The sequence below is a fragment of the Georgenia sp. Z1491 genome, from assembly GCF_057652395.1.
The window spans coordinates 205,613-218,565 of the sequence record NZ_CM172729.1 but is presented as its reverse complement, the minus strand read 5'-3'; the positions used below and the strand labels follow the sequence as shown (position 1 = coordinate 218,565).

Sequence of the window (12,953 nt, the reverse complement as noted above, 5' to 3'; positions counted from 1 at the left end):
GCGACCGGGCGGTGGCCCTCGGCAGCGGTCATGTGCGCCCTTCGGCAGCGAGGGCGACGGCCTCGGCGTCGTGGCCGTAGATCCATCCGTTGGCGACCAACGGGTCCCCGTCCGCGAGGCGGGCGTCGCGCTCGCGCTGGGCCGCGCCGTCGGGCAGGTGGTTGGCGTGCACGCGACCGTGGCTGATGCGCTGGATCTCGGCCGTGCGCGCACGTCGCAGCTCCTCGTAGCGGAGCAGTGCGGCGTGCGGGTCGTCGGGGGTGGTCGACAGCGTGACGGCCAGCGTGGCGGCGTCCTCGACCGCCTGCGCCGCCCCCTGGGCGTAGAACGGGAACTGGGGGTGCGCGGCGTCGCCGAGCAGGGTGACGCCGCCGAAGGTCCAGCGTGGCAGCGGCGGTCGGTCGAGGAGCGCCCAGCGGCCGACCCGCCCGGAGGCCGCGACGAGGTCGGTGACCCGGCGGTCCCAGCCGGCGAACTCGGCGCGGAACTGCTCCACGGTCGTCTCGGCCGTCCACGAGTCGTCCCGGTCGTCGCCGGCCGGGCCGAACGCGACGACGTTGACCAGCCGTCCCGCGCTCACGGGGTAGTGGACGAGGTGATGGTCCGGACCGAGCCAGAGCGTGTGGACCGGCTCCCTCGCGCCGGGCGGGGCGTGCTCCGCGGGGACCAGGGCGCGGTAGGCGACGATCCCGGACGGCTCGGGCTCCTCCGGGGCAGCGAGCTGCTGACGGAGCACGCTGTGCACGCCGTCGGCGGCGACCACCACGTCCGCCTCGTGGCTCGAGCCGTCGGCGAGGTCGATGCGGTAGTGGTCGCCGACCTCAGTCACCCCGACCGCCCGCACGCCGAGCGAGACCTGCTCGGCGGGGACCGCGCCGCGCACGGTCGCCAGCAGGTCGGCCCGGTGCGCCGTGTACGTCCGCTCGCCGTACAGCTGCTCGCACGCCGGGTCGAGCCGCTCGGTGGAGAGCACGCGGCCGTCCTCCCAGCGCTGGAACTGCCAGGCCGCGCGCAGCGGGACGGCCGAACGGGAGAAGTCCTCGTAGCGACCCAGGCGGCGCAGGAGCCGGACGATGTTCGGTGCGGCGACCACGCCCGCACCGACCTCCCTGAGCTCCGCCGCCTGCTCGAGCACGTGGGCGGTCAGGCCGTGACGCGCGAGGAACGCGGCGGTGGCGAGGCCACCGATCCCCCCGCCGACGACGGTGATCCGTGGCTGGGTGCGGGACGTGGGCGTCGTCATGGGTCCTCCGGGGTGCGGGCGTCGGCGCCTGGGCGGGCCGGTCGTGGTGTCCGCCGACCCGGATCGTGCGCGAGGGCGGGGCAGCTGAGGTACCCCGAGGTCCGATCAACGGATACGTTCGGCGTGGACGGGAGGAGAAGCCGATGCCACGAACGAACGAGCCCGGCGCCGGCGTGCTCGAGCGGGCCGTGCGGATCCTCGATGCGTTCGACGCGGACCACCTCACGCTCGGTCTCGGCGAGCTCGTCGCCCGTTCGGGGCTCGCCCACGCGACGACGAGCCGCATCGCGACCGACCTCGTCCGCGCTCGGCTCCTCGCGCGCGGTCCGGATGGCCGCTACGCGATCGGCGCCCGGACCAGGGACCTGGCACTGCTCGTGCCCTCGTCGGCGAGCGTGCGCGCCGTGGCGCTGCCCTACATGCACGACCTGCACGCGGCTCTGCGGGAGCACGTCCAGCTCGCCGTCCTCGGCACGCGCGAGGCGGTGATCGTCGACCGGATCTCGGCGCCGGAGGCGGTGGTCGTGGTCTCCGACGTCGGTGGGGACCTCCCGCTGCACGCGTCGGCGGCCGGGAAGGTCCTGCTCGCGCACGCCCCGACCGTCCTGGTCGAGGAGGTGCTCGCCGGCCCGCTCGAGCGCCTGACTCCGCGGACCGTGACTGAGCCCGAGAGGTTGCGGGCCGAGCTGGCGCGGTGCCGGCGCACCGGGCTCGCGGTGGTGCGCGAGGAGGTCAACGAGCGCGCCTCGTCGGTCGCCGCGCGGGTGGTCGACGGCACCGGCGAGGTGGTGGCGGCCGTGTCGGTGGTCGTCCGGGCCGGCACCCCGGCCCTGCGCACGTCGGTGCCGGCCGTCGCGACGACGGCGCTCGCGATCTCGCGGCGGCTCGGCTGGGCTGGCGTCGTTGCCGGCCTGGACGGGTGACGCACGGACGGCGCGACGTGCGGGACCTGATGTCGACGACGACACTGCGAAGTATCACGGGTTCGCGGCCAGATCATGCGCTTCTTCAGTGAGCAACGGACGAGGCTGTTGCTTGACATGTGTCATCCGATTGACGACCGACGTTGAAATGCCACATACTGTGCGGAGGAGAACTCGTCATGAAGGAGCAGGCAGATGCCACGGAAGATCGCCGTCGTGGGCGGAGGCCCGGGTGGCCTCCTGTTCGCGCTGCTCCATCGGCGCCGCCACCCCGAGGACACCGTCGTCGTGCACGAGCGCAACCGCGCGGACGACACCTTCGGGTTCGGGGTCGTCTTCTCCGACGCGACGCTCCGTGGGATCAACGCCGTCGACCCGGTGCTCCAGGACGCGCTTGACGCCCACGGGAGGCGGTGGGACCGGATCGAGGTCCGGGCCAAGGGTGAACGGCACCATGTCCCGGGCAACGGGATGTCGGCGATCGCGCGTCGCCAGCTGCTGCTCACCCTGCAGGAGCGGGCGCGTGCCGCCGGCGCCGACCTCCGCTTCGAGTCGCCGGTCGGCTCGCTCTCCGAGCTCTCGGACTACGACGTCGTCGTCGCGGCCGACGGCGCCAACTCCCGGCTGCGTACGGAGCTCGAGGACGAGATCGGTCCGACGTACGAGGAGGCCACCGCGAAGTTCATCTGGTTCGGCACCACGTACGAGTTCAACGGACTGACGTTCGTCCACGAACCCACCGAGCACGGGCTGTTCGCGGTGCACGCCTACCCCGTCGGGGACAACCTCTCGACCTTCCTCGTCGAGACCGACGGCGAGACCTGGCGCCGGGCAGGCCTGGACGAGTTCGACACCACCAGCCCGCCCGGGCCGAGCGACGAGAAGTCGCGGGAGTTCCTCGAGCAGCTCTTCGCGAAGCAGATCGACGGCCACCCGCTCGTCGTCAACAACTCGCGCTGGTCCAGCTTCCGCACCCGGCGCGCCCGCAGGTGGTCGTCCGGCAACGTCGCGCTGATCGGCGACGCCGTGCACACCGCGCACTTCTCCGTCGGCTCCGGGACGAAGATGGCGATGGAGGACGCCATCGCACTCGTGGACGCGCTCGACGAGCACCCCGACGACGTCAGCGCGGCCTTCGCCGCGTACGAGGACGTCGCGAGACCGCCGGTCGAGAAGATCCAGGCGTCCGCCCGTCCGTCGTTGTCCTGGTGGGAGCGGTTCGGGATGTACCACGACCAGCTCGAGCCGGCTCAGCTGACGTTCCACTTCATGGCTCGAGCGATGTCGGCCCAGCGGATGCGCAGGCGCGCGGACACGTTCGTGGAGGACACGCTCGCCGACTGGCGCGCCAGGCACGACGGGACCGACCCGCTCGAGACCCCCCTGCGGATCGGGACGACGGTCCTGCCGGGGCGCACCCTGGAGATGTCCGCAGACGGCGGCGCCCTCCGGTCCGGTGATCACACGGTCCCGGTGCTGACGACACCTCCGACGGCGGACGGCTCGGCCGACGCGGTCTGGGTGCTGGCGGTGGACGCGCCCACCGAGGAGGCGGCCGTGCCCGCCGTCGTCGCCGAGGCGCGGCAAGCGGTGCGCGCGGACGGATCGAACGGGCCGGCGGCCGTCGTCGTCCGGGGGGAGGCGACGCTGCCGGTACGGCTGGTCGCAGAGGACCTTCGGTTCGACGGCGCGGTTCCCGTCCTCGTCGCGGACGTCCCCGACGAGGACGCCGCCCTCACCCACGTCCTGGCCGGCCGCGCCGACGCGGTCGCCATGACCGTCGCCTGACCAGGCGCCCACCATCCAACGCTCCGGGAGAATCATGCGCACGCACAGGTACCGCACCGCCGTGAAGTGGGTCGACACGGACGCCAGCGGCCGGATCCACAACACGGCCGCCTTCCGCTGGGCCGAGGCCGCCGAGCATTCCCTCTACGAGATCGTCTGCCCGGAGCTCGGCGCGACCCCCTTCCCTCGTCGCACCGTGGCGGCCACCTACCACCGCGCGCTCGTGTTCCGCGACGCGATCGAGGTCGAGCTGAGGGTCGTGCGCCTGGGACGCTCCTCGATCGGCTACGAGTGGACGGTCGTCGCCGACGACCAGCCGGCGATCGAGGGCAACCACGTCGCGATCTACGTGGACGAGTCCGGACGTCCTGCCCCCCTGCCGGAGACCCTGCGTGCCGGTCTCGAGGCCGCCACAGTGGGTGTCACCCAGGACTGAGCCGACCGCGCAGTGGCCCCCGGACCGTGAGGACCGGGGGCCGCTGCGTCGTGCCCGGGGGTGTGGTCAGGTCTCGATGAGGAGGGCGTCGCCTTGTCCGCCGCCTCCGCACAGCGCGACGGCGGCACGGCCGGTGCCGGCCGCGCGGAGCTGGTGGATGGCGTGGGTGGCCAGGCGTGCGCCGGAGGCACCGATGGGGTGTCCGAGGGCGATGGCGCCGCCACTGGGGTTGAGTCGTTCGTCGCCCGGGTCGATCCCCAGGACGGCTGCGCTGGCGATGCTCACGGCGGCGAAGGCCTCGTTGATCTCGATGTGCGCGAGCTCGCCGACGTTCCACCCCTGCCGGACCAGGGCCGCGGCGATGGCGTTGCCGGGCTGGTTGTGCAGGGAGGTGTCGGGGCCGGCGACCTGTCCGGAGGCTCGGACGGTGGCGAGCACCTCCCACCCGTTCTCCTCGGCCACGGACCGGCGGGTCAGGACCAGGGCGGCGGCGCCGTCGCTGATCTGGGAGGCGTTGCCCGCGGTGACCGACCCGTCCTTGCGGAACGCGGGACGCAGCTTGGCCAGGGACTCGGGCGTGGTGTCGGTCCGGAGCCCGTCATCGGCATCGACGACCGTCTCGCCCTTGCGGCTCTTGACGGTCACCGGTGCGATCTCGGCGTCGAACCGGCCGGCCCCCTGTGCGGCGGCGGCCCGCTGGTGGGAGGCCGCGGCCACGGCGTCCTGCTGATCGCGGGTGATGCCGGGGTGGTCGGCGGTGGTGTAGTTGTCGGTGTCCAGGCCCATCGCGTGGCCGGAGGTGGCGTCGGTCAGGCCGTCGTGCGCGAGATGGTCGACCGCGGTGCGGTCCCCGTACGCCCACCCCTTCCGGGTCCCGCCCAGCAGGTGGGGGGCCTGGGACATGGACTCCTGACCGCCGGCGACGACGACCTCGGCCTCGCCCAGGCGGATGAGGCGGGCACCGTCGATGATCGCCGCCAGTGAGGACAGGCAGACCTTGTTGATCGTCGTCGCGTGCGCACCGGGGTGGACACCGGCCGCGAGCGCGGCCTGCCGGGCCGGGTTCTGACCCGCTCCGGCCTGCAGGACCTGCCCCATGAGGACCACGTCGACGGCCTCGCCGCACACGCCGGACCGCTCCAGCGCGGCGCCGATCGCGTGAGCACCGAGCTCGACCGCGGACAGGGTCGCGAGCTGACCGTTGAACCGGACGAACGGGGTGCGAGCGGCCCCGACGACGACCACGTCGTCGGCACCCACCGCGGTCGCGGGCCCCGTCGCGGCGTCGGCCGTCATGACCCGGCCCCGGCGAGCGTCTCGGCGACCGTGAGATTCGCGCCGGTGGCGGCGACGACCTCGTCCGGGGTGACGCCGGCGGCGACCTCGACCAGGACCAGACCGTCGTCGATGACGTCGATGACGCCCAGGTCGGTGATCACCCGGTCCACCACGGCCGTGCCGGTCAGCGGCAGGTCGCAGGTGTCCAGAATCTTCGGCTCCCCGGCCTTGTTCGTGTGCTGCATGAGCACCACGACCCGCTTCGCGCCCTGGACCAGGTCCATCCCGCCGCCGGGGCCCTTGACCATCTTGCCCGGGATCATCCAGTTCGCCAGGTCACCGCCGGCAGAGACCTGCATGCCGCCCAGGATCGCGACGTCGATCTTCTCCCCGCGGATCATCGAGAACGACATCGCCGAGTCGAAGAACGCCGCACCCGGCAGCGTGGTCACCGTCTGCTTGCCGGCGTTGATCAGGTCCGGGTCCACCTGGTGCTCGTAGGGGAACGGGCCCACCCCTAGGATCCCGTTCTCGGACTGGAAGCTCAGCTCCACCCCACCCGGCAGGTAGTTCGGCACCAGCGTCGGCAGCCCGATCCCCAGGTTGACGTAGTCGCCGTCGCTCAGCTCGCTGGCCGCGCGCGCGGCCATCTGCTCCTTGGTCCACGCCATCTCGCTCAGGCCTCCTCGTTCTCGGTACGCACGGTGCGCTTCTCGATCGGCTTCGACGCCTCGGTCGCCGGGGCGTGCACCAGGCGGTGCACGAACACGCCCGGCAGGTCGACCTCGTCCGGGTCGATGTCGCCCGGCTCGACCAGCTCCTCGACCTCCACGATCGCGACCTTCGCCGACATCGCGGCCAACGGGTTGAAGTTCCGCGCCGACTTGTTGAACACCAGGTTCCCGTGCCGATCGCCCGCGATCGCGTGCACCAGAGCGAAGTCCGCCCGGATCGCCTCCTCCAGCACGTACGAGCGCGGCTCGCCGTCCACGACGAACGTCCGCGTCTCCTTCGGGGCAGAGGCCTTCGCGACCGTCCCGTCCGGGTTGTACACCTGCGGCAGACCGCCCAGCGCGAACTGCGTCCCCACCCCGGTGGGGGTGTAGAAGGCCGCGATCCCGGACCCGCCGGCACGCAGCCGCTCCGCGAGCGTGCCCTGCGGGTTGAGCTCGACCTCCAGCTCACCGGACAGGTACTGGCGCTCGAAGGACTTGTTCTCCCCCACGTAGCTCGCGATCATCTTCCGCAGCCGACCCGCACCCAGCAGCACGCCCAGGCCGAAGTCGTCCACACCGCAGTTGTTCGACGCCACCGTCAGGTCGTCCGCACCCTGCTCCAGCAGCGCATCGATCAACGCCACCGGATTGCCCGACAGGCCGAAACCACCCACCGCCAGCAGCGCACCCGAGGGGATGTCCGCTACCGCTTCCGCGGCAGAACCCACCACCTTGTCCAGACCCCGGGCTGTCCCGGGAGCAGACGTCACCGTCATGAAAAGACTCCTTCGTCATCGTCGTCGGCCGGGCGCGCCTTCCCGGTCCGACGAGATGTGGCGCGGCTGCCGGAAAAGGTGAACCGGTTGTCAGGTTATCGGTTTCGCGCGCGAGGGACGAGGGTCCCGACCACGCACGTGGGGTCGTCCGGTCGAACGACCCGTTGGCGGCAGCCGAGCTACTCCGCCGTGAACATCATGTCCTCCGCCGGGAAGGACTCGGGCACGACCCCCTGCTCGGCGAGCATGTCGATGACGGTCTGGATCTCCTCGGCGGTCACGTCGTCGTGGAACGCGGGGAGCGTGACCTCCGCTCGTACGTCCTCGTCGATCTCCGTGTACGTCCCCATGACGTCCCGGACCTCGTCCGGGTTGTCCTGGGCGTAGGCCTGCGCCTCGTGCATCGCGTCGGCGAAGGCCTGGACGAGCTCCGGGTTCTCGTCCGCGAGCTGCTGGGACGTGAAGTAGACGGCGATGTTGAGGTTCGGGTCGGCGCCCACGTACGGCGACGTGAGGTAGGTGAGGCCGGCGTTGCGGGCGATCGTCACGAACGGTTCGACGACCCACGCCGCGTCGACGTCACCGTTGAGCACGGCGTTCGGCGCGTCGGGGAACGCGAGCTCGACGAACTCGATGGTCGATCCGTCCCCGCCGTCGCCGTTGACCGTCGCGCGGACCGAGGTGTCGCCGATCGAGTTGAGGGTGTTGACGGCGACGCTGCGGCCCGCGAGGTCCGCCGGCGAGGTGATGTCGCTGTCCGGGGGCACGATGATGCCGGCGGTGTCGCCGTCCGGGTCGCCGTTGGAGCTGGACGCGTTCGCGACGATCGTCAGCGGGAGCCCGTTCGAGACGCCCGTGATGAGTGCGGGGGAGTTCGAGAAGCCGAAGTCGTAGTCGCCGCTCGTCACGCCGGGGATCGTCACGGCGCCGCCCTGGTTGGTGGAGTCGAACGTGATGTCGAGCCCGTGCTCCTCGAAGATGCCCTGCTCGAGCCCGAGGTGGAAGGGCGCGGTGTCGACGATGGGCATGACCTGGACGGTGATGTCCGTGAGTCCGTCGGCGCCCTCGGTGGGTGACTCGCTGGTGGAGCTGGCCTCGCCGTCGCCACCGCACGCGGCGAGTACGGCCGCGGTGACTGCCGCGAGAGAGATGACGCTCAGGTGCCTGCGCATGTGGTCCTCCTTGGGGGACTGCGCGCCGTCGTCGGCACGCGCGTGGAGACAGTATGTGCAAGTTGACAGAAGTGCGTCAAGCATCTGTCACAGGTGTTCGTCCGACGTGCCCCTTCGGCGGCTCGGACCGCCCACGCGCCGCGCCGCGCATATCAGTGATGGAGGCACGGCTGTACGTCGATGGGGGCGGGACGTGGTCGCGAGGATGTGGCGTGTGACGTTGACTTGACGCAGCACTTCCACGTGGTACACGATGACGAGTGGGCGGAGCCGCCATCGTTGCGGGCCGCGCGACTGCCGCACCAGCAGCGGACATCGACGTCCCACGTAGGAGGACCCGGAACCATGGCAACGACGATGAAGGGCGATTTCAAGCCCCGGAAGATCATCCTCACGGTCGCGCCGACCGGCGGGATGGCCGGCAAGGAGCAGAGCGAGCATCTGCCCATCACTCCCGACGAGATCGCGGACGACGTCGCGGCGTGCACCGAGGCGGGCGCCTCGATCGTCGCGGTCCACGCGCGCCGGGAGGACGGGCTCGCCACCTGCAACCCGGACATCTACAGCACGATCAACGCCAAGATCCGTGAGCGCGGGTCGGACATCATCATCAACAACTCCACCGGCGGCGGGATCTCGGGCGACATGCCGATCTGGTCCGACACCGGCATGTACCGCCTCGACCTCGAGGAGCGCTACCGGGGGCTCGAGGCGCAGGGCGTCGAGATGGCCACCTTCGACGCGTGGACGATGATCGCCCAGTCCGGCGGAAACGAGTACCTCTCCCACACCTCGGCCTCGCAGAACGACGAGCTCGCCTCGCGGATGAAGGACCGCGGGATCAAGCCCGAGTGGGAGGTCTTCAACCACGGGCAGATCCTGGGCGACACGATGCGGCTCATCCGGTCGGGCTTCGACGCCGAGCCCTTCTGGATCAACATCGTGACCGGCGGCGACAAGGGCTTCCAGAGCGCGATGCCCTACACGCCCACCGCCCTCAACCAGATGGTCGACCTGCTTCCCGAGGGCCACGAGCTCTGCGTCTCCGGCATCGGCCCGAGCCAGCTGCCGTCGCTGGCCCACTCGCTGATCCTCGGTGGCCACGCCCGCGTCGGCCTCGAGGACAACCTCTACTACAGCCGCGGGGTCAAGGCGACCAACCTGCAGCTCGTCGAGCGCGCGGTGCGCATCATCCGTGAGCTCGGTCACGAGCCGGCCACGCCGACCGAGGCGCGCGAGATCCTCGGCCTGCCCGCCGACGGCCGTGGAGCGAACTGGTGAGCCGCGTCGAGACCGAGGACGTCCCCTACGGCGACGTACCCGTCGAGCCGGGTCCCGGCACGATCCGGTTCCGCCGGCTCGTCACGGGCCTCGACGAGCAGGGGCGCTCCGTCGTCCTCGAGGACGGCCCCAGCCCGCACCGGCAGACGGTGGCCGGCGTCCCGTCGTTCGTCCAGACCGAGTTCTGGCGCCATGACGAGGTCCCGGTGGACAACTCCGGGGCGCCCGACGACAAGGTGTCGAGCCCGATCGCGATCACGCCGCCTGCTGGCGGCTCGGTCTTCCGCGTCCTCGAGATTCCGCCGGACTCCGACTGGGACCACCAGGAGGGCTACAAGGAGCGGATGACGCACGCGACGCCGTCGCTCGACTACGCGATCGTCACCGAGGGCGAGGTGTGGTCCGTCATGGACGGGAACGAGGTCCTCATGAAGGCCGGCGACGTCCTCGTCCAGCGGGGGACGAACCACGCCTGGTCGAACCGGTCGGCGGGGCGTGCGGTCGTCTACTTCATCCTCATCGGTGGGACGCTCGCGTCGTGACCCCGGGGAGCGCGTGAGTGAGCCGGTCGACCCCGGGCGTCCGGGGCCGACCGGCTCCTCGGAGCGTGTCCCGTGCCGTCCGCACGGTCGAGCGCGCGAACGGCCGGTCGGGAGATTCTAGGATCGAGCGATGAGTGTCCGCTCCGCCATCCTCGACGTCGTCGGCTACTACGTGCGGTTCTCCGGAGGCTCGATCGGACTCACTCCGCTCTCCGAGCTCCTGGGGGCACTCGGCATCCAGGGCGACGCCGTCCGCGCCACGATGACCAGGCTCCGCGCCGAGGGGTGGTTCACCTCCGCGAAGGAGGGGCGGCAGGTCACCTACTCGATGACACCGCACCTGTACGCGATCGTCGACGAGGGGCGCGAGCGCATCTTCTCGCGCCGTTCGGGGCCGTGGGACGGAGAGTGGCACATGGTGCTGTTCGTCGTCCCGGAGTCGAAGCGGGCGGTTCGTGAGTCGCTGCGCAAGCGCCTGAGCTTCCAGGGCTTCGGCTCGCCCGCCCCGTCGACCTGGATGTCGACCACGGACCGCCGCGCCGAGGTGGACGCGATGGCCATCGACCTCGGCATCGACTCCTCCGACGACGTGCGGCTCATCCAGATGATGTCGCGCACCGACTCGGTCGCGCTCGACCGGCAGATCGCCCGGCAGTGCTGGGACCTCGAGCGTCTCAACGACGGATATCGGGAGTGGCTGCGGGAGTGGCGGCCGCGGGTCGCCACCCAGAGAGCTCATGCACCGGACGGACCCGCAGCGCTGGCCGAGCTCGTCGACCTCGTCAGCACCTTTCGGAAGTTCCCGTTCGACGATCCCGACCTGCCCGGCGAGCTGCTCCCCGCCACCTGGCACGGCACGGCGGCCTTCGCCGTGTTTCACGAGGGCCTGCGGGCGCTGGTCGGCGCGGCCGACCGGTACGTCACCGACGTGACCGGGCAGGTCGCCGAGCGGCCCGCTACCATGTGGGGGACCGCGTCCGAGACCGCCTGACGCCGGGGACTAGCGGGCACGCCGCGAGAGGGCCGGCCGCGTGTACTCGTCGAGATTCAAGGTCGCCCTCGCGGAATCCTGAACCGCTGGGAAGTGCGAGTACGGCGACCCCCCGGCTCTCGCGTCCGACGACGCGAACACGCAGTCACGAGTCTCCACGCTCTCGCGGTGGTCTGACGACCGAGATTCACCCAGCGGTCGACGGTTGGGAGCACCGGTGGCGAAAGGTGCTCGCCGACGGGCGGCGCAACTGCGGCGTGACGCTGGCCGAGGGCCTCGCCGACATCCACGTGCCGCGGCTGAGGCCGGCACGTCCTTGCATTCGGCCCGATGCCGTTGTCCCCGACGAGACCTGCACCACCGGCGTGATCCGCACCGAACTCCGCCGCCGTGGGGTCAGGACGGTATGCACGGCAAGGAACTTTCCGATCACCGTGTGTCAACGACGCCACCCCGGGAGCGCCATCACTGTCAGGCGCACACACCCCGTCGCTGGCAAGAGTCGCAACGCCGTCGAACGGCTCCTCGGCTAGGCCAAGAAGTGGTGCGGCCCGCCTACGCGATACCAGGAGTTCGGCGATGCCTACCGCGCTGCATTCACCCTCGGGGCGTTCCCCACCTGGCTGCGTACAGAGGAGCAACGCGACCTTGATCGGGACCCGGGCGCTCCTCGTGGGCAAGCACGCGAATCCGTCTTCGCCGCAGATGTATCGCAGATAGTGAAGAGGATGTGTCGGCATATGGTTGACGAGGGGCGCCGGGGTGAGTAGCGTTTTGCACCAGCGGCCGTACGAAGAGGCCGTAACCATTGGCAAGGAGGCCAACGATGGCGAGTCGAGTCTTTCGAGCAGGAGCCGTGGCGGTCGGCGTCGCGCTGCTCGTCACAGCCTGCGGTGCCGGCGGCGGGGAGACCGACGGCGGCGGCGAGTCGGCGTCCGGCGAGGGACTCGACGTCGTGCGCCTGGGAATCTTCCCGGGCGCGACCTTCGCATCCGTGGAGATGGGCATCGACGAGGGCTCCTTCGCCGACCGCGGCATCGAGCTTGAGCTCAACATGGGTCAGGGCGGCGCGGAGCTACTCCCGGCGCTGACATCGGGTTCGCTCGACGTTGCCGTGGGTAACCCGGTCTCCGTCATTCAGGCGCACCATCAGGGCCTGCCGATCACCCTCATCTCCGGTTATGCCGCAGACGGCCCAGGTGAAGATGACACGACATCGGTCGTCGCCATGCCGGATGCCGGCATCGAGTCAGCGAGCGATCTTGAGGGGATGTCCGTCGCGGTGAACTCGCTCAACGGGGCGCTCGAGCTAGGCATCCGGGAGTCGATCAGGCTCGACGGCGGGGACCCGGACAACGTGGAGTTCGTCGAGGTCGGGTTCCCCGACATGCCGTCCGTGCTCGAGAACGGTGACGTCGATGCAGTCACCGTGGGTCAGCCGTTCATGGGGTCGATCCTCGCAAACGGGGGAGAGATCGTCCTGGACAGTCAGAATGAATCGGGAACTGAGTCGACGATCTTGGTGACGTTCGCCTCGGACGAGTGGGTGGATGAGGACGCCGAGCTGGTCGACCGGTTCCTGGAGGCGTGGGCCGAGACGCTCGACCACGCACGGGAGAACCCGGACCTCGTCCGGGAACGCTTGCCGGAGTTCATCGGCATGGAGCCGGAGATCGCCGAGGACCTCCCGCTCGAGGTTGTATCTGCCGAGCTCGACCGCGGCGGCCTGGAGACCTACGCCCGGCTGATGGTCGAGTACGACGTCATCGCCGACGACCCCGATCTCGACGCGCTCATCCGGGAGTAA

At 70.8% G+C, this 12,953-nt stretch carries 12 protein-coding genes; 7 read left to right on the top strand and 5 right to left on the bottom strand.

Translation table 11 applies throughout. The features are described from left to right. Positions 1 to 28 precede the first annotated feature (28 nt). Entirely contained in the window at positions 29 to 1,243 is a 1,215-nt protein-coding gene (locus AC24HA_RS00940) for an FAD-dependent monooxygenase (RefSeq protein WP_425707355.1), read from the bottom strand. 143 nt (positions 1,244 to 1,386) lie between these two features. Here AC24HA_RS00940 and AC24HA_RS00935 point away from each other — a divergent pair, with 143 nt between their 5' ends. The 3 genes from AC24HA_RS00935 to AC24HA_RS00925 all read left to right on the top strand — a co-directional run bounded on the left by AC24HA_RS00935 (position 1,387) and on the right by AC24HA_RS00925 (position 4,390). After that, complete coding sequence (locus AC24HA_RS00935) at positions 1,387 to 2,166, top strand: IclR family transcriptional regulator (protein ID WP_425707356.1); 780 nt, start codon at positions 1,387 to 1,389, stop codon at positions 2,164 to 2,166. 195 nt (positions 2,167 to 2,361) lie between these two features. Next, positions 2,362 to 3,954: an FAD-dependent monooxygenase gene (locus tag AC24HA_RS00930; RefSeq protein WP_425707357.1), complete on the top strand. Its 1,593-nt coding sequence runs from the start codon at positions 2,362 to 2,364 to the stop codon at positions 3,952 to 3,954. Positions 3,955 to 3,988: 34 nt separating this feature from the next. Then, positions 3,989 to 4,390, top strand: coding sequence for an acyl-CoA thioesterase (locus tag AC24HA_RS00925; RefSeq protein WP_425707358.1), 402 nt, complete (start codon positions 3,989 to 3,991; stop codon positions 4,388 to 4,390). Positions 4,391 to 4,456: 66 nt separating this feature from the next. Here AC24HA_RS00925 and AC24HA_RS00920 read toward each other — a convergent pair whose 3' ends face one another. From AC24HA_RS00920 to AC24HA_RS00905, 4 genes are all read right to left on the bottom strand, one after another. After that, on the bottom strand, positions 4,457 to 5,686 hold the full coding sequence (locus AC24HA_RS00920; RefSeq protein ID WP_425707359.1) for an acetyl-CoA C-acyltransferase: 1,230 nt from the start codon (positions 5,684 to 5,686) through the stop codon (positions 4,457 to 4,459). Next, positions 5,683 to 6,339 carry a 3-oxoacid CoA-transferase subunit B gene (locus tag AC24HA_RS00915; protein ID WP_425707360.1) on the bottom strand — a complete coding sequence of 219 codons (657 nt, stop codon included), beginning with the start codon at positions 6,337 to 6,339 and terminating at the stop codon, positions 5,683 to 5,685. Before AC24HA_RS00915 ends, AC24HA_RS00920 begins: the two co-directional genes overlap by 4 nt. 5 nt (positions 6,340 to 6,344) lie before the next feature. Next, positions 6,345 to 7,160, bottom strand: a complete 816-nt coding sequence (locus AC24HA_RS00910; protein ID WP_425707361.1) for a CoA transferase subunit A — start codon at positions 7,158 to 7,160, stop codon at positions 6,345 to 6,347. 179 nt (positions 7,161 to 7,339) lie between these two features. Further along, on the bottom strand, positions 7,340 to 8,332 hold the full coding sequence (locus AC24HA_RS00905) for an ABC transporter substrate-binding protein (RefSeq protein WP_425707362.1): 993 nt from the start codon (positions 8,330 to 8,332) through the stop codon (positions 7,340 to 7,342). Between the two features lie 345 nt (positions 8,333 to 8,677). On the opposite strand from AC24HA_RS00905, the gene AC24HA_RS00900 reads away from it, so the two are divergent. The 4 genes from AC24HA_RS00900 to AC24HA_RS00885 all read left to right on the top strand — a co-directional run bounded on the left by AC24HA_RS00900 (position 8,678) and on the right by AC24HA_RS00885 (position 12,953). After that, positions 8,678 to 9,613 (top strand): beta-keto acid cleavage family enzyme, encoded by a 936-nt coding sequence (locus AC24HA_RS00900; protein ID WP_425707363.1) that lies wholly within the window; start codon positions 8,678 to 8,680, stop codon positions 9,611 to 9,613. Next, positions 9,610 to 10,155 carry a cupin domain-containing protein gene (locus AC24HA_RS00895; RefSeq protein WP_425707364.1) on the top strand — a complete coding sequence of 182 codons (546 nt, stop codon included), beginning with the start codon at positions 9,610 to 9,612 and terminating at the stop codon, positions 10,153 to 10,155. The genes AC24HA_RS00900 and AC24HA_RS00895 overlap by 4 nt, the downstream gene beginning before the upstream one ends. Positions 10,156 to 10,285: 130 nt before the next feature. Further along, complete coding sequence (locus AC24HA_RS00890) at positions 10,286 to 11,146, top strand: PaaX family transcriptional regulator (protein ID WP_425707365.1); 861 nt, start codon at positions 10,286 to 10,288, stop codon at positions 11,144 to 11,146. A gap of 826 nt (positions 11,147 to 11,972) precedes the next feature. Beyond that, entirely contained in the window at positions 11,973 to 12,953 is a 981-nt protein-coding gene (locus AC24HA_RS00885) for an ABC transporter substrate-binding protein (RefSeq protein ID WP_425707366.1), read from the top strand.